General features: G+C 65.8%; 20 protein-coding genes and 1 riboswitch. Of the genes, 5 read left to right on the top strand and 15 right to left on the bottom strand.

Features of this window, described 5'->3' with window-relative positions:
• Positions 1-221 precede the first annotated feature (221 nt).
• The 7 genes from mutS to A8950_RS00525 all read right to left on the bottom strand — a co-directional run bounded on the left by mutS (position 222) and on the right by A8950_RS00525 (position 8,649).
• Positions 222-2,906, bottom strand: a complete 2,685-nt coding sequence (gene mutS, locus A8950_RS00555) for a DNA mismatch repair protein MutS (protein WP_133611616.1) — start codon at positions 2,904-2,906, stop codon at positions 222-224.
• 46 nt (positions 2,907-2,952) lie between these two features.
• Positions 2,953-3,516 carry an ASCH domain-containing protein gene (locus A8950_RS00550; RefSeq protein ID WP_133611533.1) on the bottom strand — a complete coding sequence of 188 codons (564 nt, stop codon included), beginning with the start codon at positions 3,514-3,516 and terminating at the stop codon, positions 2,953-2,955.
• Positions 3,517-3,525: 9 nt separating this feature from the next.
• Positions 3,526-4,356 carry an ABC transporter permease gene (locus A8950_RS00545; RefSeq protein WP_133611532.1) on the bottom strand — a complete coding sequence of 277 codons (831 nt, stop codon included), beginning with the start codon at positions 4,354-4,356 and terminating at the stop codon, positions 3,526-3,528.
• Positions 4,356-5,228 carry an ABC transporter permease gene (locus tag A8950_RS00540; protein ID WP_133611531.1) on the bottom strand — a complete coding sequence of 291 codons (873 nt, stop codon included), beginning with the start codon at positions 5,226-5,228 and terminating at the stop codon, positions 4,356-4,358. Before A8950_RS00540 ends, A8950_RS00545 begins: the two co-directional genes overlap by 1 nt.
• On the bottom strand, positions 5,225-6,334 hold the full coding sequence (locus tag A8950_RS00535; protein ID WP_133611530.1) for an ABC transporter ATP-binding protein: 1,110 nt from the start codon (positions 6,332-6,334) through the stop codon (positions 5,225-5,227). Before A8950_RS00535 ends, A8950_RS00540 begins: the two co-directional genes overlap by 4 nt.
• A gap of 214 nt (positions 6,335-6,548) precedes the next feature.
• A complete protein-coding gene (locus tag A8950_RS00530) occupies positions 6,549-7,736 on the bottom strand; it encodes an ABC transporter substrate-binding protein (RefSeq protein ID WP_166644919.1) in 1,188 nt (395 codons plus the stop codon).
• Positions 7,737-7,881: 145 nt separating this feature from the next.
• Positions 7,882-8,649, bottom strand: a complete 768-nt coding sequence (locus tag A8950_RS00525) for a helix-turn-helix transcriptional regulator (protein WP_133611528.1) — start codon at positions 8,647-8,649, stop codon at positions 7,882-7,884.
• A gap of 236 nt (positions 8,650-8,885) precedes the next feature.
• Between A8950_RS00525 and A8950_RS00520 the strand changes: the two genes are divergently transcribed.
• Positions 8,886-9,908 carry a zinc-dependent alcohol dehydrogenase gene (locus A8950_RS00520; protein ID WP_456073071.1) on the top strand — a complete coding sequence of 341 codons (1,023 nt, stop codon included), beginning with the start codon at positions 8,886-8,888 and terminating at the stop codon, positions 9,906-9,908.
• Positions 9,909-9,931: 23 nt separating this feature from the next.
• Here the strand turns inward: A8950_RS00520 and A8950_RS00515 are convergent, their stop codons facing one another.
• The 5 genes from A8950_RS00515 to cobU form a co-directional block, all read right to left on the bottom strand.
• On the bottom strand, positions 9,932-11,395 hold the full coding sequence (locus tag A8950_RS00515; RefSeq protein WP_133611526.1) for a cobyric acid synthase: 1,464 nt from the start codon (positions 11,393-11,395) through the stop codon (positions 9,932-9,934).
• A gap of 171 nt (positions 11,396-11,566) precedes the next feature.
• Positions 11,567-12,181 (bottom strand): cob(I)yrinic acid a,c-diamide adenosyltransferase, encoded by a 615-nt coding sequence (gene cobO / locus A8950_RS00510; protein WP_133611525.1) that lies wholly within the window; start codon positions 12,179-12,181, stop codon positions 11,567-11,569.
• Entirely contained in the window at positions 12,178-15,918 is a 3,741-nt protein-coding gene (gene cobN / locus A8950_RS00505) for a cobaltochelatase subunit CobN (RefSeq protein ID WP_133611524.1), read from the bottom strand. Before cobN ends, cobO begins: the two co-directional genes overlap by 4 nt.
• Before the next feature lie 4 nt (positions 15,919-15,922).
• The gene (cobW, locus tag A8950_RS00500; RefSeq protein ID WP_133611523.1) at positions 15,923-16,963 is read right to left on the bottom strand and encodes a cobalamin biosynthesis protein CobW; all 1,041 of its coding nucleotides are present in this window, start codon (positions 16,961-16,963) and stop codon (positions 15,923-15,925) included.
• A 24-nt stretch (positions 16,964-16,987) separates the two neighbouring features.
• Complete coding sequence (gene cobU, locus A8950_RS00495; protein WP_133611522.1) at positions 16,988-17,551, bottom strand: bifunctional adenosylcobinamide kinase/adenosylcobinamide-phosphate guanylyltransferase; 564 nt, start codon at positions 17,549-17,551, stop codon at positions 16,988-16,990.
• A 34-nt stretch (positions 17,552-17,585) separates the two neighbouring features.
• A riboswitch (cobalamin riboswitch) is annotated at positions 17,586-17,805 on the bottom strand.
• Between the two features lie 141 nt (positions 17,806-17,946).
• Here cobU and A8950_RS00490 point away from each other — a divergent pair.
• Positions 17,947-19,236, top strand: a complete 1,290-nt coding sequence (locus A8950_RS00490) for a sensor histidine kinase (RefSeq protein ID WP_133611521.1) — start codon at positions 17,947-17,949, stop codon at positions 19,234-19,236.
• Here the strand turns inward: A8950_RS00490 and arsC are convergent.
• Complete coding sequence (arsC, locus tag A8950_RS00485) at positions 19,233-19,580, bottom strand: arsenate reductase (glutaredoxin) (RefSeq protein WP_133611520.1); 348 nt, start codon at positions 19,578-19,580, stop codon at positions 19,233-19,235. The genes A8950_RS00490 and arsC overlap by 4 nt on opposite strands.
• Before the next feature lie 86 nt (positions 19,581-19,666).
• Here arsC and A8950_RS00480 point away from each other — a divergent pair, with 86 nt between their 5' ends.
• From A8950_RS00480 to A8950_RS00470, 3 genes are read left to right on the top strand one after another with little or no spacing between them, the layout of a single operon-like run.
• A complete protein-coding gene (locus A8950_RS00480) occupies positions 19,667-20,203 on the top strand; it encodes a PAS domain-containing protein (protein WP_166644918.1) in 537 nt (178 codons plus the stop codon).
• 48 nt (positions 20,204-20,251) lie between these two features.
• Positions 20,252-20,506, top strand: coding sequence for a molybdopterin converting factor subunit 1 (moaD, locus tag A8950_RS00475; RefSeq protein ID WP_133611518.1), 255 nt, complete (start codon positions 20,252-20,254; stop codon positions 20,504-20,506).
• Positions 20,507-20,534: 28 nt separating this feature from the next.
• Positions 20,535-21,014, top strand: a complete 480-nt coding sequence (locus A8950_RS00470; RefSeq protein WP_133611615.1) for a molybdenum cofactor biosynthesis protein MoaE — start codon at positions 20,535-20,537, stop codon at positions 21,012-21,014.
• 19 nt (positions 21,015-21,033) lie between these two features.
• Here the strand turns inward: A8950_RS00470 and A8950_RS00465 are convergent, their stop codons facing one another.
• Together A8950_RS00465 and A8950_RS00460 are read right to left on the bottom strand one after the other, a co-directional pair.
• Positions 21,034-21,369, bottom strand: coding sequence for a hypothetical protein (locus A8950_RS00465; RefSeq protein WP_133611517.1), 336 nt, complete (start codon positions 21,367-21,369; stop codon positions 21,034-21,036).
• A 261-nt stretch (positions 21,370-21,630) separates the two neighbouring features.
• Positions 21,631-21,840: a cold-shock protein gene (locus tag A8950_RS00460; protein WP_133611516.1), complete on the bottom strand. Its 210-nt coding sequence runs from the start codon at positions 21,838-21,840 to the stop codon at positions 21,631-21,633.
• Between the last annotated feature and the right edge of the window lie 215 nt (positions 21,841-22,055).

Below are 22,055 nucleotides of genomic sequence, written 5' to 3'. Positions count from 1 at the left end.
TGGCCTTATGAATTCAAGCAATCTGGCTCGGTAATTGGATGATTTAAACTCGCATCGTTGTTGAAATTTCTAACAAGACGATCGCCTCCTGCATGCCTCGATCTGAGGTAACACGATGTAAAATATATATTTTTTTCCAGCCCGCAGAACGCACAGGCGCAATCTGGCTTCGCACCCAGCTCCAGGGATATTCACATCAATTCAATGGTAATAATGCCAAGCTACGCCTTCAACAGGCCCTTGAGCCGATAGAGCTGCTCCAACGCCGCGCGCGGCGTGAGCTCGTCGGGGTTGAGGTCCCGGAGGGCGTCCTCGACGGCACTTGCCGCGATGGCCGATGCCGGCGGCGCCTGCACGGAAAAAAGCGGCAGGTCGTCGGCGAGGCGGCCCAGGGCCCCCGCTTGGTCGCCTTTCTCGAGGGTTGCCAGCACTTCCTCGGCGCGATGGATGGCGGCGGGGGGGAGCCCCGCCAGCTTGGCCACATGGATGCCATAGGAGCGGTCGGCGGCACCGGGCCCGATCTCGTGCAGGAACTTCACCTCGCCCTGCCATTCCATCACCCGCATGGTATGCGGCTTCAGCGCGGGAAGGCGCGCCGACAGATGGGTGAGCTCATGGTAATGCGTCGCAAAGAGTGCGCGCGACCCGTTCACCTCATGGAGATGCTCGAGGCAGGCCCAGGCGATGGAGAGGCCGTCGAAGGTGGCCGTGCCGCGCCCGATCTCGTCCAGGATGACGAGGGAACGCGGCGTGGCGCGGTTGAGGATCGCCGCCGTCTCCACCATCTCGACCATGAAGGTCGAGCGGCCGCGGGCGAGATCGTCGGCCGCCCCCACCCGGCTGAAGAGGCGGTCGACGATGCCGATCCGGGCACGCCTGGCCGGCACGAAACTGCCCATCTGCGCGAGGATCGCCATGAGCGCGTTCTGCCGCAGGAAGGTCGATTTGCCGGCCATGTTGGGGCCGGTCACCAGCCACAGGCGCCGATCGTCGGAGAGATCGCAATCATTGGCGACGAAGGGTCCGCTCTGGCTGCGCGCGAGAGCGGCCTCGACCACCGGATGGCGCCCGCCTTCGACGACGAAATCGGTATCCCCGGTGATCTCGGGGCGCACCCAATCGCCTTCCCGCGCCCGCTCGGCCAGCGCGCAGCCGACATCGATGAGGGCAAGCGCGGCGGCGGCCCGGGCGACGGGTTCGGCCCGCGCCACCGTCTCGGCCACCAGATCGTCGAACAGCTTCAGTTCCAGGGCGAGGGCGCGGTCCGCGGCATGGACGATCTTACCTTCGAGTTCGGCCAGTTCCCCGGTCGAGAAGCGCATCGCATTGGCCATGCTCTGGCGGTGGATGAAGCGCGCATCGCCCTTCAGCTTTTCGGCATGCTGTGGCGTCACCTCGATGTAATAGCCGATGACGTTGTTGTGGCGGATCTTCAGGGTGGCGATGCCGGTTTCGTCCTTGAGGCGCGTTTCCAGCGCCAGGACGAGCGAGCGGGAATCCTCCCGCAGGCTGCGCAATTCGTCGAGTTCAGCAAGATAGCCGGGGGCGATGAAGCCGCCATCGCGGGTAAGGTGCGGCAGCTCCGCCTTGAGCGCGCGAGCAAGCCGCGCCACCGGCTCGGCATGCTGACCGAGATCGGCGACGGCCCGCAGCAGCAGGTCGGGCAAGGGTGCGGCTAGACGGCCGATACGGGCGCTGAAATCTGCCGTGGCAGCGAGGCCGTCGCGAATGGCGGCAAGATCGCGCGGGCCGCCGCGCCCGGCGGTGAGGCGCGAAAGCGCGCGTTCGAGATCGGGCACCCGGCGCAACATGTCGCGGAGATCGGCGCGGGCTCGGTCCTCCTCCGCGAGGCGCGCCACGAAATCGAGGCGCGCATTGATGGCGGCGCGATCGGTCAGCGGTGCCGCCAGCCAATCGCCCAGCAGCCTCCCGCCGCCGCCGGTCAGGCTGCGGTCGAGGGTGACCAGCAGGGTATCGGCGCGTTCGCCGGCCAGATTGCGCGAAAGCTCGAGATTGCGCCTTGTCGCGGCATCAATCTCCATCAGCGTGCCATCCAGCACTTGGGATGGCGTCGAGAGGCGCGGGACGCGGCCCTGCTGGGTCAGTTCGACGTAATCGAGGACGGCCCCCATTGCCGCCACCTCGGCGCGGGAAAAGCTGCCGAAGGCGTCGAGCGTCGCGGTGCCGAGGAATTGGGTGAGGCGCTTGCCCGCATTCTCGCTGTCGAAGCGCGCGGAAGGCAGCGGCGAGAGGCGCTTCCTGTAGTCGGCCAGGAGCTCGACCAGCGCCTCCCGCGCCAGCAGCCGGTCCGGCAGCAGGATCTCGGTGGGATCGAGGCGGGCGAGGATCGCGGCCAGATCGCGCTCGGCCGCCTTCTGTACGCAGAAACTTCCGGTCGAGATGTCGACCCAGGCGAGGCCCAGCGCGCCACCCGCCTCCGCCAGGGCAGCAAGGTAGTTATGCCGCCTCGCTTCCAGCAGCGAATCCTCTGTCAGCGTGCCGGGGGTGACGATGCGGGTGACGTCGCGCCTGACCACCGCCTTCGAGCCGCGCTTCTTCGCTTCCGCCGGGTCCTCCATCTGCTCGCAGACGGCGACCTTGAAACCCTGGCGCACCAGTTTCGACATATAGGCGTCATGGGCATGCACCGGGACGCCGCACATCGGGATGTCTTCGCCGGCATGACGCCCGCGCTTGGTGAGGGCGATGTCGAGGGCGGCGGCGGCGGCCACCGCATCCTCGAAGAACATCTCGTAGAAATCGCCCATGCGGTAGAACAGCAGCGCATCCGGATGCTGGCGTTTCGCCGCCAGGTATTGCGCCATCATCGGCGTCGCGTCCGGCGCCTCCTTGGCCCAGGCGGGGATATCCTGGCTTGGCGTATCGATTGTCGCAGCATGATCCATGGCGGCAGGCTTAGCACCCGACAAGGGGATTCGCCAGACGTGACGATCAACCCTGATTTTTCAGGGCCTCCAGCACCAATTTGCCCCGTGGCGACAGCCGGTAGCCGACCTCCAGGCTTTCGGTGAGGCCGAGGGATTTGAGGCGGCGGATGCGCAGCTTGAAGGGTTGCGTGCCGAGCCCGGCTGCCGCAGCAAGTTCGGCGGCGCGAATGCCCGGTCGGCGCGCGATCCGCTCCAGGTGGTCCAGCGCCCAGGAGAGGCGCGCGAGCTTTGCCAGGATGGCGGCCAGTGTCGCCCCATCCAGGTCATTGTCCATGCGCAGGGCCACGCGCGGATCGGCGCCGGCATAGGCCAGCCCGATTCGGTAGAGCGTTCCCTCGCGTTCGCCGAGTTCGGATTTCAATGCGGCGAGGCTGTCAAAACCGGCGCGCGCCGCGTCACGGGGCGTCAATGCCGCCAGCGTGGTCTCCTCGATGGCGGTGACCTGCACGCGCCCTAGCGCCGTCATGATCTCGCCGCCCGCTTTGGCGCCCGGCTTCCGCCAGCGCCGGAAGGCGAGCGTGATCCTGCCTGCCTTGATGCCTTCCAGCGCGGCGCGCTTGAAAAGCATTGGGGTGTTCTACGCTGCCTTGCGCCGCATCCGGTCGGCCAGGATGACCAGCAGGATGCCGGGAATGAAGACCACGGTGGCGATGGCAGGATAAAGCGGCGAGGAACCGGTGGCGATGCCCGAGAAGACGAAGGTGGGCAGTGTCCGGGTCGAGCCGGCGAGGCTGTAGGTCAGGTAGAAATTGCCCCAGGACAGCAGGAAGGAGAAGATCGCCGCCGAAAAGATGCCGGGCCAGAGCAGCGGCAGGGTGACGTAGCGATAGACCTCCCAGGTGGAAGCGCCGCAATCCCGGGCGGCATCCTCCAGCGTGGCGTCGAAATTGAACACCTGCACCGCCACGATCACCATGGCGAAGGGGGCGATATAGACGACATGGCCGATGATGGCGGTGACAAGGCCGGTATTGAAGTTGAACTGCCGCCCCAGCACCGAGAACCACAGCAGCAGCACGATGCCCAGCAGCAATTGCGGGAAGGCCAGCGGCGCCGCGGCAAGGCCGGTGAAGGGAATGCGCAAGCGGAAGCGATAGCGCACGGCGACGATGGCGGCGAGTGTGCCGATCAGCGTCGCAAAGACCATGGCAAAGAGCGCGATCAGGGTCGAGTTCCACAGCGCATTGGCGGCATTGCTGTTGCGGAACAATTCGCCATACCAGCGCAGCGAGAAACCCTCGAAGGGCAGCGTCAGGAAGCGCCCTTCCTGGAACGAGAAGGCGATCAGGGTGAAGATCGGGACATAGAAGAAGACCAGCACCAGCGCCACCGACCCATAGAGGATCAGATTGGCAAGCCGCGCCTCGGCGGCGGCATTGAGCCAGGGTTTGACCGAAGGATACGCCATCAAGCCGGCCCCATGTGACGCTTCAGGCTGTAGACCCGGTTGAACAGCAGCACGACGAAGACCGCGACCGTCATCAGCACCATAGTCAGCGCCGCCCCCAGCGGCCAGTTCACCCGCGTCTCGAAGGTCTGGCGGATCAGCTCGGCCGACATCGGCGACTTGCCGCCACCCAGCACCTTGGGCTCGAGGAACACACCCACTGCCAGGAGGAAGATCAGCACGGCGCCCGCCCAGATGCCGGGCCGCGCCAGCGGCAGGGTCACCTCCCAGAAGGCGCGGAATTTCGAGGCGCCGGCATCATAGGCCGCGAGTATGAGCGAGCGGTCGATCTCGTCGATCGAGAGGTAGATGGTGAAGATGGCGAAGGCCAGCAGGTTGTAGACCATGCCCAGCATGGTCGCCCAATCAGTGAACAGGATATTGACCAGCTCACCCTCGAAGCCCAGCCCCTGCGCCAGGTAGTTGGCGGCGCCGTTCTTGTCGAGGAAGAGGACCCAACCGAAGGTCTTCAGCGTCGCATCGGTCAGGAATGCGAAGGTGATCAGCACCTTCACATGGTTCTGGAAGGAACGCAGCCTGGTCGCCAGGGCATAGGCCACGGGAAAGGCGATGGCCAGGCACAGCGCCACGCAGAGGATCGCCATGAACAGCGTGTGCCCCAGGATGGTCCAGTAATGCGGCTTGGTGAAGACATCGGTCCAGGTATAGAGCGACCAGGTCCAGTTGAGCTGGAAGTCGCGCGTGCGCTGGAAAGTGAGCGCAATGGTCATCAGCAGCGGCGCCAGGAAGCAGGTGGTCTGCAGCAGCACGGCCGGCAGGGCCTTCGCCAGCAATTCCGGATCGCGCCAGGACCGGTCGATCACGGCGCTCATCGGGATTGCCCGCCCGGGAACAGATAGATATCGCGGTTGGCGAAACCGAGGCGGATCACGTCGCCGATCTGGGCGGGCTGCGTCGACGAACCAGCCAGTTCGAAGATGAGCGGGCTGCCATCGGCAAGGATCGAACGATATTGCACCGTGCCGCCCTTGGAGAAGATCTCGCTGACCCGGGCCTCGAGCTCGAATTCGGCGCGCTGCCCGGCGGCGAGCGGCGCCAGCAATTCCGGCCGCACCATCAGATGCGCGGGACCTGCGGCGAGGCTGGGCGCCACCAGCGGGACCGGCAGGCGTGCCCGATCGAACAGTCCGGGCGCCGAGATGGCGGCACCGGCGCCGTCAACGCCTGTCACGGTGACCGGCAGCAGGTTGGTGTCACCGATGAAGCCGGCGACGAAGGCATCGGCCGGACGGTAATAGATGTCGTTGGGCTGGCCCACCTGCAGGATCTCGCCGGCGCGCATGACGCAGATGCGGTCCGCCAGCATCATCGCCTCCTCGAGGTCGTGGGTCACATGGACGAAGGTGACGCCGACGCTGCGGTGGAGGCGCTTCAGTTCCGCCTGCAGCACCTTTTTGAGCTTCACGTCGAGGGCCGAGAGCGGCTCGTCGAGCAGGAGCAGTTTCGGTTCAGAGATCATCGAGCGGGCCAGGGCCACGCGCTGCTGCTCGCCGCCCGAGAGCTGGCGGGGATAGCGCGCCAGAAATTCCGGCTTCAACTGCATCAGCTCGATCATGTCACGCACGCGCCGGGCGATGACGTCCGCCGCCACCTTCCGCAGCTTCAGCGGAAAGCCGATATTGTCGGCGACCGTCATGTGCGGAAAGAGGGCGAGTTTCTGGAACACCATCGAGGTCGGCCTGGCCGCCGCCGGGACGCCCAGCATGTCCTGGCCGTCGATCGACAGGCTGCCGGAATCCGGTGTCTCGAAGCCGGCGATCTGCTTCAGCAGCGTGGTCTTGCCGCAGCCGGAAGGCCCTACCAGCGCAATGAACTCGCCCTGCGCCACGGATAGCGAAACCCCCTTCAGGGCCTGATAGGCGCCGAAATTCTTCCGGATGTCGCGGATGTCGAGGATGGTGGCGGCCTGGCCGGTCATGCGTCAGATTTTCCGATGTCGCTTTACCGTGTCATCCCCCGCTTCAGGCGGGGAATCCAAAAGTTACTTTCTTCAGTATCGAATGAACTCGTGGATGGCCCGCCTTCGCGGGCCATGACAGCTAGATAAAAAATTCTCAAAAGATATTCACCCCCGGACCCCAGCCGGACAAGCGTGTTCTGCCGGGGTCGCGGAGGCGATGTATAGCGACCGCTTAGCCGGCGTTGGCCAGTTCTTCCTGCCAGATCGCCAGCATCTCGTCGATATTGGGGGCGATGCGGTGCATCTGGGAATTATCCCAGGCATGCCACATGTAATCGACCTGGAGGATGTCCTTCTCCTCCTGGGTATAGAGTTCCTCCACCGCCTTGTTGGTCACCACGTTGCAGGTGGTGTCCAGCAGCGAGAGGATGTGGCCGGATTCCTTCGAGACCACATGCTTCAGGAGCTTCTGCGCCAGTTCGGGCTGGTCGGTCTCCTTGAGGATCGCGGTGGCCTCGACCCAGATGATGCCCTGCTTGAGGCCGTTCTTCGGATCGGGCACCAGGCCGACGATGTTCTTGTGGCCCTGCTTGCGGACCGCCGAGGTAAGATAGGAACCGGCGCCGATGCAACCCACCAGCGAACCGTCCAGCAGGCCTTTCTGCGCCTGGGTCAGATCGGCCACCAGGGTACGGGTGTTCTTGAACATGGCGCGCAGCACTTTGCGTATTTCCTCGAGCTGCGCGGCATCCAGCTCCTGATAGGGATCGATGCCGGCATGCAGCGCCATGGGCAGGATCGGCCAGTCGCCCCAATCCATGACGCAGACCTTGTCCTTGTTCTTGGCGTCGAAGACCGGGTCATAGGACTTCCACTCGTCAGGATCGGTCATGTCGGTGTTGACGCAGGGACCGACCCAGCCCCAGCGCGTGGCGACGCCGATGGTCTTGCCGTCATGCAGCAGGGGCTCGAAAGGCGGCTTGAACTGGTCGTAGAAGCTGGCATAGACGTCGGCATAGTCGTCGGGGTTGAGTTCCATGGCGATGCCGGCCGGGCCCATGCGGGTGATCCAGGGCATGTCGGATGAAACCAGATCGACCTCGCGCGAGGCGCCGGCCTGCAGCTTGGCGAAGCCGCCCGGCGAGTCGACGATGAGGTCAAAGGCGATATCGGTGTCGTTGACCTGGTTGAAGGGATCGATGATGCGGGGGTCGTTGTAGCCCTCCCAGCACATATAGCTCATCGAGGTGGCGGCCCGCGCCGGCTTGCCGAAGGAAAGCCCACTAACTGCGGCGACACCCGCCGCGGCACCGGCCGCCTTGAGCATGCGGCGGCGGCTCATGCCGGCGTCATCGAGGCCCATCGCCGCAATCTGGCGCTGGTAGTATTTCGGTAGATCGCTGTACCAGGATTTCGACATCTCCCAAACCTCCCTCGGGTTTTGGCGGCCACCCGATCGGGGCGCGAAGTCGCGTCCCGCGGCCGCAGGATCAGAGGCTGCAATCATGGCGCAAGGATTTGCCGCTTGGCGATATCCCCGGGGTGATAGGGGGCGGATGCAGAAATCAGCCCACGAAACTGAGGAAGGCGGCGAACAGCTCCGCCTGGGTGGAGAGATTCAATTTCCGATAGATGTTTTTGCGGTGCACCTTCACCGTGCCGGGGCTGATGTCCAGGAGATGCGCCACCGAGCCGGTGGAATGGCCCTGGAGAATGAGCGAGACGATCTGGCGCTCCCGCTCCGAGAGATGCCCGGCGCCGAATTCCTGATAGGCGGCCTTTACCTGCGCCGCATCGCGGCCGCGCTGGACCTCTGCCTGATCGGCCTGCAGCACGGCGCCATAATGGCGCGCGCAGAGTCCGCCTACTGCCGGGGCGAGGGCCAGCAGCAGGTCCATATCGCCGCGGCCGAGGGCCGGGGCGCTCTCCCAGCGCGCGAAGGAGAGGACACCTGTCATCGGCGCCCCCGTAAGTGATCCCGCTTTCCGGGAAATGTCGATCGGGAAATAGAAGCCCACTTCCTCGCGGATGCCGGTAAGGCGGTAATGGCTGCGGAAATACTCCGATTGCCGGAACCGGTCGGGTGCTATGTCCCGCAGGCGGTAGCAGCCCTGCTGCACGCCCGCCGCCACGCGCTGGTAGAAGGGATCGAGCACATAGGGTGCCGCGCAATAGGCACGAATCACCACTTCGCGGCTCGCCTCGGGCAGCGTATCGCCGAGCGCCAGCGGCCGGGCGTCGCCCTGATAGGCAAAGGCCATGATGAAATCGAAATCGATGAGCCGCCGGACCGAGCGCAGCAGAACCGGCCCGAATGCCTCCTCGCCCAGCACCGCCAGCAGATCGGCCAGACCCCGGTTCCACTGCTCGAGGATCTGCGTCGAGCGCGTGAGCGGAATCTGCCGCGCCCGGTCCTTCGCAGAATCGGTCGCTATCGCTTTGGAGATATGGGGTCGGGCGATGTTCAGGGTCTATACTCCGGCAATCCTCGGCCCATACCTGTCAAAAGGCATGCGGCCTGTCAAATCGACGTGCTCCAGCAGACGAGGCTTGAAAAATGGAAGGCAAGATGAAGGCCGCCATCGTGCGGAAAACCGGGACCCCGCTGAAGATCGAGACGCTGCCTATTCCGCAGCCCAAGGCCGGCGAAATCCTGATCAAGGTGGCCGCCTGCGGCATCTGCCATTCCGACGTGCATGCGGTCGATGGCGACTGGAATCCGGGGCCCAACCTGCCCCTCATTCCGGGCCACGAAGTGGCCGGCCATGTGGCGGCGGTGGGCGCCGGCGTCAAGGGCTTCCGCCTCGGCGACGCCGTGGGCGTTCCCTGGATGTACAGCGCCTGCGGCCATTGCGAGTTCTGCCAGGCCGGCATGGAGACGATCTGCAAGGCGGCCGAGGCGACCGGCTACAGCAAGCCCGGCGGCTATGCCGAATACATGGTGGCCGATGCTGCCTTCGTTGCCCGCCTGCCGAAGAAGGCCGATCTCTACCAGATCGCGCCGATCCTCTGCGCCGGTGTCACCACTTATCGCGGCCTGAAGCGCACCAAGGTGCGACCCGGCCAGTGGATGGCGGTGGTCGGCATCGGCGGCCTCGGGCACATTGCCGTGCAATATGCCGTCGCCATGGGCATGCGCGTGGCGGCGGTCGATGTCGATGACGAGAAGCTGAAACTGGCGAAGAAGCTCGGCGCCGAATTCACCGTCAATGCGAAGAAGGCCGATCCGGTGGCCGAGATCCAGGCCAAGCTGAGCGGCACCCATGGTGCCGTCGTCACCGCCGTCGCCACCCAGGCCTTCGAGCAGGCGATCGGCATGCTGCGCCCCGCCGGCACGGTCGCCTATATCGGCCTGCCCGGCGGCAAGGCCGACCAGATCCGCACCTCGATCTCGGCCATCACCAATTGGGAGTTGACGGTGACTGGTTCCAATGTGGGGACGCGGCTCGACCTCAACGAGGCGGTCGATTTCGCCCTGCGCGGCGCGGTGAAGGCCAAGATCCAGAAGGTGCGGATAGGCCAGGTCAACAGCGTCTTCAACGCCATGCGCCGCGGCAAGATCGTCGGCCGCATGGTGCTGGACATGGCGTAACGCGACTGGCCCGCGCGCGCCATTCAGCGCGCGCGGGCCATTTCCAGAATCCGGTCGAGATCGGCGTATTGCTCGAGATGCGCGGCGAGGTCGTCGAGGGCCTGCTCGACACCGGCCTCATAGGCGACGCCGCTCTCCCCCCGCGCCTTCAGGGCATTCAGAAACGCGTGCCGAAACGGATCGGCGGCGAAAAGGCCGTGGACATAGCAGCCCAGCACGCGACCATCGGCCGAGATGGCGCCGTCGAAACGGTTGCCGAGTTTCAGCAGGGGCCGCGCGGTATCGGCGCCCTCGCTCTGCCCGACATGCATCTCGTAGCCCCTGATCGCGGCGGCGAATGACGGCGCCTCGCCGCTCACCTCGACCAGGGTCTTCGCGGGCGTGAGCGTGGTGACGATGTCGAGCAGGCCGAGGCCATCGATGCCGCCCTTCGGCCCCTCGATGCCGGTGGGGTCCTCGATGCGTTTCCCCAGCATCTGGTAGCCGCCGCACAGGCCCAGCACCTTGCCGCCGCGCCGGAGATGCGCGCGGATGTCGATGTCCCAGCCGGCCTCGTAGAGCACGCGAAGATCGGCGATGGTCGCCTTCGAGCCCGGCAGCAGGACGAGGTCGACGTCACCCGGCAGCGCCTGGCCCGGCCGCAGCAACTCGATGGTCACATCGGGTTCCGCGCGCAAGGGGTCGAGATCGTCGAAATTTGAGATGCGCGGCAAGTGCAGCACCGCGATCCTGATCGCCCGGCCATGCGCCGCCCGGAAATTGTCGAGGGCGACGCCGTCTTCCGGCGGCAAGCGCTCGGCACCCGCGAACCAGGGCACGAGGCCCAGGGACGGCTTGCCGCTCTTTTCCGCGATCAATTTCAGGCCCTCGGCAAACAGCACCGGGTCGCCGCGGAACTTGTTGATGAGGAAGCCCTTGATGCGCGCGGCTTCATTCGCCGGCAACAAGGCCAGCGTGCCGATGATGGAGGCAATGACGCCGCCCCGGTCGATATCGCCCACCAGCACCACCGGCAGATCGGCCGCCTCGGCAAAGCCCATATTGGCGATGTCGCCGGCCCGCAGGTTGATCTCGGCAGGGGAGCCCGCCCCTTCCACCAGGACCAGATCGGATTCCGCCTCCAGCCGGTGGAAGGAATCCAACACCGCCTGCATCAATCTCGGCTTGAGCGCGTGATAGTCCCGAGCCCGCGCATTGCCGTGGATGCGGCCCTGCACGATCACCTGCGACCCCACATCGCTCTGCGGCTTCAGGAGCACCGGGTTCATATGCACCGACAGCGGCACCCGCGCCGCGCGGGCCTGCAAGGCCTGCGCGCGCCCGATCTCGCCGCCATCCGCTGTCACCGCCGCGTTGTTCGACATGTTCTGCGGCTTGAACGGCCGCACCTTGAGACCCCGCGCCGTGAAGGCGCGGGCGAGCCCGGCCACGATCAGCGACTTCCCCACATCCGAGCCGGTGCCCTGGAACATGATGGCGGGGATCATCAGTGGTTCCCCCCCACCCTGACCCTCTCCCGCAAGGGGAGAGGGACGGAGGCTTCGACGGCGACGATCATCAAAACTGATGAATGTTGCACCCCACGCTCGTAGCCCCTCTCCCCTCGCGGGAGAGGGGTTGGGGTGAGGGGGTGCGGCAGCCCAAGAGGTTGCACGAGTTTAGAACTCCACCCCCGCCTGGGCCTTCACCCCGTCGCGGAAGGGGTGCTTCACCATCTCCATCTCGGTGACCAGATCGGCGATGGCGATGATCTCGTCCTTGGCATTGCGGCCGGTGAGGACGACATGGAGCGAGGGGCGCTTGGCCTTGAGGAATTCGACCACCTCCTCGACCGGCAGGTAGTCATAGCGCAGGGCGATGTTGATCTCGTCCAGCAGAACGAAATCGAAGCTGTCGTCATTCATCATGCGCTTCGATTCGTCCCAGGCGGCGCGGGCGAAGGCAATGTCGCGGGCTCGGTCCTGGGTTTCCCAGGTGAAGCCCTCGCCCAGCGCCTTGATCTCGATGAGATCGGGGAATTTTTCCAGGATGGTGCGCTCGCCGGTATCCCACTTGCCCTTGATGTACTGCACCACGCCCACCTTCAGCCCGTGGCCGAGGCAGCGCAGCACCATGCCGAAGGCTGCGGTCGACTTGCCCTTGCCCTTGCCGGTATGGACGATGACGAGGCCCTTCTCCTGGGTCTTCGAGGCCATCATGCGGTCACGCGCTTCCTTGCGGCGGGCGGCCTTTTCATTGGCCTTGGCGTTCAGGTCTTCGCTTTCGGTATTCATGCTGCTGCACTCCCTTCCGCCCAGGCCGCAAGATTGCGCCCGGCCGAGTTCGACCGTGCCTGCCAGAGGCCCCGGCTTTGCGCTTCCAGCAGCCTGGCTGCGATCTCGCGCAGGGCTGCCGGGTTGTGATCTTCCAGAAAGCCGCGCACCTCGTCGTCCTCGAGATAGGCGGCATAGACGGCATCGAAATGATGGGCGGCGACACAATTCGCCGTCGCCGCATAGGCAAAGAGATAGTCGACCGTCGCCGCCATTTCTGAGCCGCCCTTGTAGCCGTGGCGCATGACGCCGCCGATCCATTTCGGGTTGACGACGCGGGCGCGCACGACGCGCGCGATCTCCTCGTCGAGAGCGCGCACGCGCAGGGCCTCGGGCCGCGCATGGTCATTGTGCCAGACCACCGCCCTCTTGCCGCTCAGATGCGTCACCGCGGCGGCAAGCCCACCCTCGAACTGCCAGTAATTGTCGGAATCGAGCAGGTCATGCTCGGCATTGTCCTGGTTGTGGAGGACGGCCTCGACGCCGCCGAGACGGCGGGCAAAGCCCTGCTGCTCGGCCACCCCTGCCACCCCGGCGCCATAGGCATAGCCGCCCCAGGCGAGATAGGCGCGGGCGAGATCGCCGGTTTCCTGCCAGCCCTGCGCGTCGATGAGGGATTGCAGGCCGGCACCATAGGCGCCGGGGCGCGAGCCGAAGACGCGGTAGCCGGCGCGGCGGCTTGCCTCGCTCTCGGCGACGCCATCGGCCATGAGGGCGGCGCGCTCGGCGCGCACCCTTGCCGCCAGCGGATTCTGGTCGTCCGGCTCGTCGAGGTCGGCGACGGCACGCACGGCGGAATCGAAGAGATCGATCTGCGCCGGGAAAGCGTCGCGGAAGAAGCCGGAGACGCGCAGGGTGACATCGACCCGCGGCCGTCCCAGCACGGACAAGGGCATGACCTCGAAACCGTTGAGGCGGCCCGACCCGCCGGGATCCCAGGTCGGCCTGACACCCATCAGGGCGAGAGCCTGGGCAATGTCGTCGCCGCCGGTGCGCATGTTGGCCGTGCCCCAGGCGGAAAGCACGATCGCCCGCGGCCAGGCGCCGTGTTCCTGGCGGTGGCGCTCCAGCACCAGGAGGGCCGATTGCCAGCCCAGCGCCCAGGCGGTCTGGGTCGGCACGGAACGGGTATCGACCGAAAAGAAATTGCGCCCCGTGGGCAGCACATCGAGGCGCCCGCGGGTGGGTGCCCCCGAGGGGCCCGGCGGCACGAAGCGCCCGTCGAGACCGCGGAGCAGGTTGGCGATTTCGGCGGCGCCGCAGCCGCTCACCCTGGGCTTGAGATCGTCGGCGATGAAGGCAAGCACGGCCTGCGTGTTCGCCCAATCCGCTGCCGGCACCGTTTTGCCGGAGACAAGGGCAAGCGCCAGCAATTCCAGCCGCTCGACCGTGTCGCCGGCGAGGCGCCAGGAATCGGCGCTCACGGCTTGCAGCGCCGCCGGCCGCGGTCCTTGCCATTTTTCGCCAAGCGCCGCGTTGAGCGGATCGAAATCCAGCGCGAGATCACGGGAAAGCGCACGGATCAGCGATTGCCCGCCGCCCTCATCCTTGCCGCGCGGCAGGCGGGTGAGGGCCACCAGCAATTCGTCGAGCATGGCGCCACTGGGCGCCTCGCCGAACACATGCAGCCCGTCGCGGATCTGCGCCTCCTTGAGTTCGCACAGATGGTTGTCGAGCTTGGCCAGTGCGGTCTCGGTATCGTCCTCCGGCAGGACGCCGCAATCGGCGGCAAGGCCGCTCGATATGGCAAGGTCCAGGATCTGGCGTTTGAGATCGACGCAGCGCCGGGGATCGACCTGGGCCGCCTCGAAATATTCGTCCACCAGCCGCTCGAGATCGCGCAAGGGGCCATAACTCTCGGCGCGCGTCAGCGGGGGCGTCATGTGGTCGATGATGACGGCCTGGGCGCGGCGCTTGGCCTGGGCGCCCTCGCCGGGATCGTTGACGATGAAGGGATAGAGATGCGGCACCGGACCGAACACGGCCTCAGGGTAACAGGCGGCGGAAAGCGCCAGCGCCTTGCCCGGCAGCCATTCCATATTGCCGTGCTTACCCATATGGACGAAGGCATGGGCCCCGAAATGGCTGCGGAGATAGAGATAGAAGGCGAAGTAGTAATGCGGCGGCACCAGATCGGCATCGTGATAGGTCGCGACGGCATCGACGTCATAGCCGCGCGAAGGCTGGATGCCGACCAGCACATGGCCGAGATCGAGCAAGGAGATTTGGAAGGCGCCGTCGGCGACATGCGGGTCCTGGTCCGGCGCAGCCCAACGCGCGGTCACCTCGCGCTGCAGCTTCTCCGGCAGGGTCGCGAAGCAGCGGCGATATTCCTCAACCGGCAGCGCAAAGCGGGGTATGCGTTCAAGCAGGGCACGCATCAGCGCATCGCCATCCGCCGGGATATCGCGCAGCGCATAGCCGCTTGCGCGCATCGCCTGCAGCACGGCGATGGTGCCGGCCGGCGTGTCGAGGCCGACACCGGCACCGACACGGCCGTCCTTGTTGGGATAATTCGCCAGCACCAAGGCGACGCGCCGCTCCGGCGCCGGGGTGCGCCGCAGCCTGACCCAATGGGCGGCGAGATCGGCGACGAAGGCCACCCGATCGGCCCGCGGGCTGGGTGCCACGATGGTGCATTGTGTGGCGGCGTCATAGCGCGCGGCCGACTTCCAGGAAATGGCGCGGGCGAGAATACGCCCGTCGAGCTCGGGCAGCGCCACCTGCATGGCGAGGTCGCGCGGCGAGAGGCCGCGCGATCCTGACTGCCACGTCTCCTCGCTCTCGCTGGAAAGCGCCACCTGCAGGACCGGATGGTCCGCCCCGTCGAAGGGCGTCGAGAATGTCGCCGCCCCCGGCTGCGAAATCGCAAAGCCGGTGCAGTTCAGCGTCAGATCGGGCGCCGTTCCGGCATAAAGATCGCGGATGAGGTCGGCCGCCGCCGCCTCCTTCAGCGAATTGACGAAGACGGGCAGCGGGTTTAGGCCGCGTTCCAGCAGGGCGGCGATCAGCGCATCGATGGGCGCGGTGGTACCGGCCTGCAGCAGGGCGCGGTAGAACACGATGCCGGCCACCGGGCGACCGGGCAACCAGTGGCGCTGCAGGTCGGCACAGCTCAGCACATTGGCGCCGGGCCAGTAGAGCCCGGCGCGCAGCAGCGGGCGCGGCTCGTCCCAGGTTGAATTCCCGGCCGCTTCTTTTCCGACGAGATGCGCCGCATAGCGCAGGAAGTTCTCGGCATTCGCCTGGCCGCCATGGACCTGGTATTGCCACAGGCGATGCGCCGCGTCGGCCGGCAAGGTCGAATGCCGCGCCAGTTCCGGGTCCGGCTGGTCGTCGCCGGAGAGGCAGGCGAAATGGAAGCCGCGCGCCTGCGCGGCCAGTGCCAGCTGCTCGACGCCATAGGGCCAATAGCGCTGCCCGCCGATCAGGCGCAGCACCACCAGCCTGGCCGGTTTCACCTCGTCGGCAATCACCTGGTCGAGATAGAGGTCGACCGACATGTTGTGCTGCAGCTGGAGGAGATTGGCGAGGCGCAAACTGGGCTTTGGCTCCGGCAGGGCGGCATGGGCCGCGGCCAGGCAGGCCAGCTCGGTATCGGCCGCACTCAGCACCACGATCTCGGCCGGCGACTGGCCGAGATCGACGGCTTCGCCGCCATCGCTGATGGTTCCGGGCTTGGCGGCAAGGAGGTGCATGATGTCAGGCGGCGATCGCCGCCGTGATGGCAGCGCGGTCGAGGCCCTTGAGGCCGATGACGACGATCTGGCCGCGGCGGCCTTCGTGGCTTTCCCAGGGTCGGTCGTAGTAATGCTGCAGGCGGGAACCGACGCCCTGCAGCACCAGGCGCATCTCCTTGCCGGCCACCGCCAGGAAACCCTTCACGCGCAGGATATCATGGGCGGCGATGGCAGGGGCCAGCTTGCCCAGCAATTCCTGCGGCGAGCTCAGTTCCGGCACGTCGACATGAAAGCTCTCGAAATCGTCGTGATCGTGATCCTCGCCCTCGAGCTCGTGATGCGAGGGGCGCGCGGCGAGGTCGTCCTCGGCCTTGGCGTCGAGGCCCAGCAGCACGCGGGGGTCCACCTCGCCGAAGCGCGCCGTGATCATCTTCGCCGGGCGCTGCAATTCCTTGATGATATGGGCCTGCGCCGCCTCGTGCTCGACGCTCGACATCTGGTCCGCCTTGTTGACGATGATGAGGTCGGCGCAGTTGATCTGGTCCTCGAACAGTTCGGCCAAGGGGCTTTCGTGGTCGAGGCCGTCATCCTGCTTGCGCTGCGCATCCACCGCCGCCGGATTGTCGGCAAAGCGGCCGGCGGCGACGGCCGGGCCATCGACCACGGCGACGACACCGTCGACCGTGACGCGGGTGCGGATCTCCGGCCAGTTGAACGCCTTCACCAGCGGTTTGGGCAGCGCCAGGCCGGACGTCTCGATGACGATGTGGTCGGGCGGGAGCCCACGATCGATCAGCGCCTTCATGGTGGGCAGGAAATCGTCGGCGACGGTGCAGCAGATACAGCCATTGGCCAGTTCGACGATGTTCTCCTCGGGGCAGCCTTCGATCCTGCAGCCCTTGACGATCTCGCCATCGACACCAAGCTCGCCGAACTCGTTGATGATGAGGGCGAGGCGCTTGCCACCGGCATTCTTCAGCAGATGCTGGATGAGGCTGGTCTTGCCGGCGCCGAGGAAGCCGGTGACGATGGTGGCCGGGATTTTTCCGGTGCTTGCTGACATGCTGGATCCTTGCATTTTTCGTTTCTATCTCTTCAGCGCCAGCGGCAGGCCCGCGGCAATGAAGACGACATGATCGGCCCGCGCCGCCATGCGCTGGTTGAGGCGGCCGGCATGGTCGCGGAAATCGCGGGCGAGGCGGTTGTCCGGCACGATGCCGAGGCCGACCTCGTTGGCGACCAGGATGACCGGGCCGCCGCATTGGCCGAGTGCCGCGTCGAGATCGGCACATTCCCGGGCCACGTCCCGCTCCGCCAGCATTACATTGGTGAGCCAGAGGGTCAGGCAATCCACCAGAACCGCCGCTCCCTTCTCTGTTTCCGCCACCAGGCGGTCGGCCAGCGCCAGCGGTTCCTCGACCAGCCCCCAATCGGGATCGCGCCGCGCCTGGTGCAGTTTCACCCGCTCGGCCATCTCGTCATCGCGCACTTCGGCGGTGGCGACATAGACGCGGCGGCCGATATGCGAATCGAGGAGGGTTTCGGCATAGCTGCTCTTGCCGGAGCGCGCGCCACCCAGAACGAGGGTCACGGCCGGCAGCGGCGTGATCAATCCGGTCTGGCCGGCGCCATGTCCTTGTCTTCGAGCCATGATGGCGCGAACCCTCCCTCCGAGGTCGTTGCCGAAAATCCGCCCATCGCCGAGGTTTCCTGGCTCGACCCATATCGACCGGGCCGCCTTCCCGGCGCCTTGCGCCAGTGGCTTGTTGACCCGGCCCGCCGATCCCCACTATTTGGGATCGAGGTCCTACAGTTGCGGGGGCAGCGCCGGAATTGCCCGCCATTCGCTTACCCTGGCGGCCGCACCGGCTTCCCATCCTGCGATCGGGCGACAACCTAGCCAATGCGGTGCCGCAAAGCCAGCATCTTGCGGCCGGTCTTCTGCTTTCGCCGCGATCCCAATTTTTGAAATAGACACATTCATGTGTGTGTATGTGATCATGTGTTAACTGGTCTTGAAGGCAAAAGATTCTAGACTTGCCTGCCATGCACCCCCTTTCCGCAACCCGCCGGATCGATTTCAGCGATGGCCACCCCGAGGCGCCGCCGCCGGGTGGCCATGGCGCGGCAGCGATCGCAACGATCACACGCCAGAGTTCCGCCCTGCTCGAATGCGTGGCAACGCCGATCGTCATCACGGGGCGAGAAGACGGCGCCGTCCTTTTCGTCAACGCGGCAGCACGCCGGCTCTTCGCCCTGGGCTCGGAGGTGGATCTCGCCGGCTCGCCGGAAGCCCCGCATCTCAGCGCCCGCTATTACGCCGATCCGTCCGCCCGGCGCGATCTGCTGCGCGAGCTTGCGGCAACCGGCAGGGTAAGCAACCGCGAGATCGCCTTCGTCTCGGCCCGGGGCGAGCATTTCTGGGGCCTGCTCTCCGGCCAGCCGACCAGATTCGACGGCGTTCTCGCCCTGCTCTCCTCCATCGTCGACATTTCGGCGCAGAAGGCGCGCGAGAGCCAACTGGCGGAAGTCACCAACCAGCTGCGTGCCCAGGCGTCGGAGATGCTGCTGCTCAATCGCGAATTGCAGCGCCAGCAACAGATGGCGATCACCGCAAACCGCGCCAAGAGCGACTTCCTGGCCCGCATGAGCCACGAATTGCGTTCGCCCTTGAACGCCATCCTGGGCTTTTCCGAGATCATCGGCGACGATCTCTTCGGCGCCGCCGGACGCGAGCGCTACCAGCGCTATGCCGGCGACATCCATTCAGCCGGAAAGCATCTGCTGGCTCTCATCAACGACATCCTCGATCTGTCCAAGGTCGAGGCGGGGCGGCTGGAACTGAAATACGAAACCGTCGATGTCGGCGAATTGATCCGGGCTTGCCTGCCGATCGTGGCGCCGCTGGCGGACCGGCGCGGCGTCGAGGTGACCGCCCGGCTCGATCCGGCGCTGCGCATCGAGGCAGATCACCTGCGCCTGCGCCAGATGGTGCTGAACCTGCTCAGCAACGCCGTCAAGTTCACCCTGCGCGACGGCAAGGTCTCCATCCGGGCGGCGCTGCGCGAGGACGGCGTGGAAATTATCGTCGCCGACAATGGCATCGGCATGTCGCCGGAGCAGATCGAGGTGGCGCTGCAGCCCTTCGGCCAGGTAACGACGGAAAGCCCCTATGCCCAGGTCGGGACCGGGCTCGGCCTGCCCATCGTCATCTCGCTGGTGGAATTGCATGGCGGCGGGTTTGCGATCGATTCCGCGCCAAATAGGGGAACCACCGTCACCCTGATTCTGCCGCGTCGGCAGCCACCTTCCGGCTCAACAGCCCAACCGGCCTAACCCAGCAGATCCCAGACCCTTTCCGGCGGGCGGCACAGCACGGCGCCCTTTCCGCTCACCACGATCGGCCGTTCGATCAGGACCGGCTCCGCCACCATGCGCGCCAGCAGCGCCGCATCACCGAGCTTCTCTGCATCGCCCAGGGCCTCATAGGCCTCGCCCTTGCGCCGCAGGATGTCATGGGGCCGCGCCTTCATCTGCTTCAGGATCTTCTGCAGGGTGGCGCTGTCCGGCGGCGTCTTCAGATATTCGACCACCTGGGGCCTGAGCCCTTTCTCTTCGAGCCAGCCCAGCACCTTGCGCGAGGTGCTGCATTTGGGGTTGTGATAGATAATGACCGGCATGACTCTGGCTCCCGTGACGGAAAGTGGCACGTTAGCCAAGGGTCGGCTGGAACCGCAAGCAAGGTGGAAGCATGACGGGTAGTGGCATGGCGCAACCTGGCATGATGCGCCACGGCGAGATTCGGGACGCGGCGGATCTGCGCCGCCATCCCGGATTCGGCCGGCTGCTGGCCGTGGTCGAGGCTGCCCGCGGGCAGGAAAAATGGGCCAGCCGCGCCGCTTTCGATCCCTGCGACCTGCCGGGCCTGCTGCCCAATCTCTGGCTGATCGAAATCGGCGAGGCGCCGCGGCGGCTCAAGGTGCGCCTCGCGGGAACGCGGGTCGAGGCCGCCTATGGTCGCTCCCTCGCCGGCACCTATCTCGAGGATCTCGATTGGGGACCTCATTCGGCCCGCATCTTCGCCGCCCTCGGGCGCATGGCGGATGAGGGAATCGGGCATTTCCTGGACGTTGCCGCCTATATCAAGCCGCGCCTGGTGCGGCGGGTGCAGCGTCTCGGCCTGCCGCTTTCGGCGAATGGCAGGCGCGTCAGCCATCTCGTCCTGCTGGCCTATTACGAACTCGCCCAGGGCAGCCCGAGCAAGATCGGACCGGCGCATTTCCGCGAATTCTGGTTGCCGTGATCCGGCGCGGGCTGGACGAATGATCCCCGCCGGACTAAATGATGGCGCATGAAGATGCTTTATTTCGCCTGGATCCGCGCCCGGATCGGCATGGCCGAAGAAGTGGTTGCCCCGCCCGCCGAGGTCCGCAAGGTGTCCGACCTGCTGGACTGGCTGGAGCGGCGCGGCGACAATTTCGCCACCGCCCTCAAGGAGCGCCGCGTGGTCAAGGTCGCGGTCAACCAGGAATATGTCGATTTCGACCATCCGCTGGCGGCCGGTGACGAAGTGGCCCTGTTTCCGCCGGTAACGGGCGGCCATTGAGATGCCCGCCGCGGCAACCGCGCCCGCACTGACGATCCGGGTGCAGGAGGCGGATTTCGATGTCGGTGCCGAGCTGGCAGCACTCTCCGCCGGCAATACCGGAATCGGCGGCATCGCCAGCTTTGTCGGCCTGGTGCGCGATGTGGCGCCGCATGGCCGCGGCCAATCCAGCATGACGCTGGAGCATTATCCCGGCATGACCGAGAAGCAGCTGACCGCCATCGCCGAAGAGGCGATGCGGCGCTGGCCGCTCGAAACCTGCCTCGTCATCCACCGTTATGGACGCCTGCTGCCCGGCGACCGCATCGTGCTGGTGGGAACCGCCTCGGCACATCGGGCGGCGGCACTCGAATCCTGCGCCTTTCTCATCGACTGGCTGAAGACGCGGGCACCCTTCTGGAAGATCGAGGATGACGGCAATGCGCAGCGCTGGGTGGAAGCCCGGGACAGCGACGATGCCGCCGCCGCCAGATGGGCAAAGGCGCCGGGATCGACCGAGAGCCGGTGAGGCGAGCGCTGCCGCTGCGCTACTTCTGGCCGCGCGAATCCTCGGTCAGCAGCTTCATGAGGATGTTGCGCCAGGACGGCAGCGGCGGCGTATAGCGCACATCAAGGCCGGCGCTGTCGTTCTTTATCACCACGCCATAGGTCGGCAGCGAACGCTCCCAATCCTTCAGCGTGATGACGAAAGAGAATTCCAGCCGCTGGCCGGCTGCCATCCAGTCCGGCAGGCCGCCGATCAGCACTTCCTGGATGTTCATGTTGACGATCGGATGCGGCTTGCCGTCGACCATCACATGCATGTTGCGCAATGTGAAGCGTGGCGAAGCGGGCGCATTCTGAGCTGCCATCTGGGCCTGCATGTTGAACCTTCCCGGGACCGCCGGCCCCGGTTGCAGGCCACGATCCGACAGATTGCACCCTGCCGCAAGATCGTTAGCAATTGGTTTAAATAGGCACCCGCTCGGCTGCGGCAGAATAACCGGCTGGAGTGGGGCGCGGCCATGGGCCGTGAAACCGGGTGGAAGAAACGCCAGAAAGAGAAAGGGCGCCGGATGACCGGCGCCCCTTCCTGGAACCCAGAATTCTGGAATCCGGCGATCTGGAACCAGATCAGGTGGTCCTTAGACCGCCTTCAGGTTCTCAGCCGAGCTCTTGCCGCGCTTGGGATCGGTCTGGACCTCGTAGGAGACCTTCTGGCCGTCCTTCAGGGTACCGAGACCGGCGCGCTCGACCGCCGAAATGTGCACGAACACGTCCGCGCCACCGGCTTCCGGCTGAATGAAGCCATAACCCTTGGTGTTGTTGAACCATTTGACAGTGCCGACCGGCATTTCTGTCCTCCATCTTAACGTTGGGTGGCGCCACTCCCATGAGCAGCGCATCAGACTGAGTCTCGGAATGACGCGATCTGGGCACCCGGAGGGCGTAGCAGGTCGGCAAGCGCGGAGCAGAATGACCCCGACAGGATAGAAAATCCCTGAAAAGACGCAAGTAGAAAGGTGCAGCCCCAGGCAACATTGTCGCCCAATTCTGTGAAATAACTCGA

This window comes from Dongia mobilis, assembly GCF_004363235.1.
Lineage (GTDB): Bacteria > Pseudomonadota > Alphaproteobacteria > Dongiales > Dongiaceae > Dongia > Dongia mobilis.
Note: the sequence above shows the minus strand (reverse complement) of the source record. Positions and strands in the feature narration are given on the sequence as shown.

Coding starts and splice junctions, on each gene's coding strand:
- mutS (WP_133611616.1), bottom strand. CDS start 2,906: ATGGATCATGCTGCGACAATCGATACGCCAAGCCAGGATATCCCCGCC.
- A8950_RS00550 (WP_133611533.1), bottom strand. CDS start 3,516: ATGCTTTTCAAGCGCGCCGCGCTGGAAGGCATCAAGGCAGGCAGGATC.
- A8950_RS00545 (WP_133611532.1), bottom strand. CDS start 4,356: ATGGCGTATCCTTCGGTCAAACCCTGGCTCAATGCCGCCGCCGAGGCG.
- A8950_RS00540 (WP_133611531.1), bottom strand. CDS start 5,228: ATGAGCGCCGTGATCGACCGGTCCTGGCGCGATCCGGAATTGCTGGCG.
- A8950_RS00535 (WP_133611530.1), bottom strand. CDS start 6,334: ATGACCGGCCAGGCCGCCACCATCCTCGACATCCGCGACATCCGGAAG.
- A8950_RS00530 (WP_166644919.1), bottom strand. CDS start 7,736: ATGTCGAAATCCTGGTACAGCGATCTACCGAAATACTACCAGCGCCAG.
- A8950_RS00520 (WP_456073071.1), top strand. CDS start 8,886: ATGAAGGCCGCCATCGTGCGGAAAACCGGGACCCCGCTGAAGATCGAG.
- A8950_RS00515 (WP_133611526.1), bottom strand. CDS start 11,395: ATGATCCCCGCCATCATGTTCCAGGGCACCGGCTCGGATGTGGGGAAG.
- cobO (WP_133611525.1), bottom strand. CDS start 12,181: ATGAATACCGAAAGCGAAGACCTGAACGCCAAGGCCAATGAAAAGGCC.
- cobN (WP_133611524.1), bottom strand. CDS start 15,918: ATGCACCTCCTTGCCGCCAAGCCCGGAACCATCAGCGATGGCGGCGAA.
- cobW (WP_133611523.1), bottom strand. CDS start 16,963: ATGTCAGCAAGCACCGGAAAAATCCCGGCCACCATCGTCACCGGCTTC.
- cobU (WP_133611522.1), bottom strand. CDS start 17,551: ATGGCTCGAAGACAAGGACATGGCGCCGGCCAGACCGGATTGATCACG.
- A8950_RS00490 (WP_133611521.1), top strand. CDS start 17,947: ATGCACCCCCTTTCCGCAACCCGCCGGATCGATTTCAGCGATGGCCAC.
- arsC (WP_133611520.1), bottom strand. CDS start 19,580: ATGCCGGTCATTATCTATCACAACCCCAAATGCAGCACCTCGCGCAAG.
- A8950_RS00480 (WP_166644918.1), top strand. CDS start 19,667: ATGGCGCAACCTGGCATGATGCGCCACGGCGAGATTCGGGACGCGGCG.
- moaD (WP_133611518.1), top strand. CDS start 20,252: ATGAAGATGCTTTATTTCGCCTGGATCCGCGCCCGGATCGGCATGGCC.
- A8950_RS00465 (WP_133611517.1), bottom strand. CDS start 21,369: ATGCAGGCCCAGATGGCAGCTCAGAATGCGCCCGCTTCGCCACGCTTC.
- A8950_RS00460 (WP_133611516.1), bottom strand. CDS start 21,840: ATGCCGGTCGGCACTGTCAAATGGTTCAACAACACCAAGGGTTATGGC.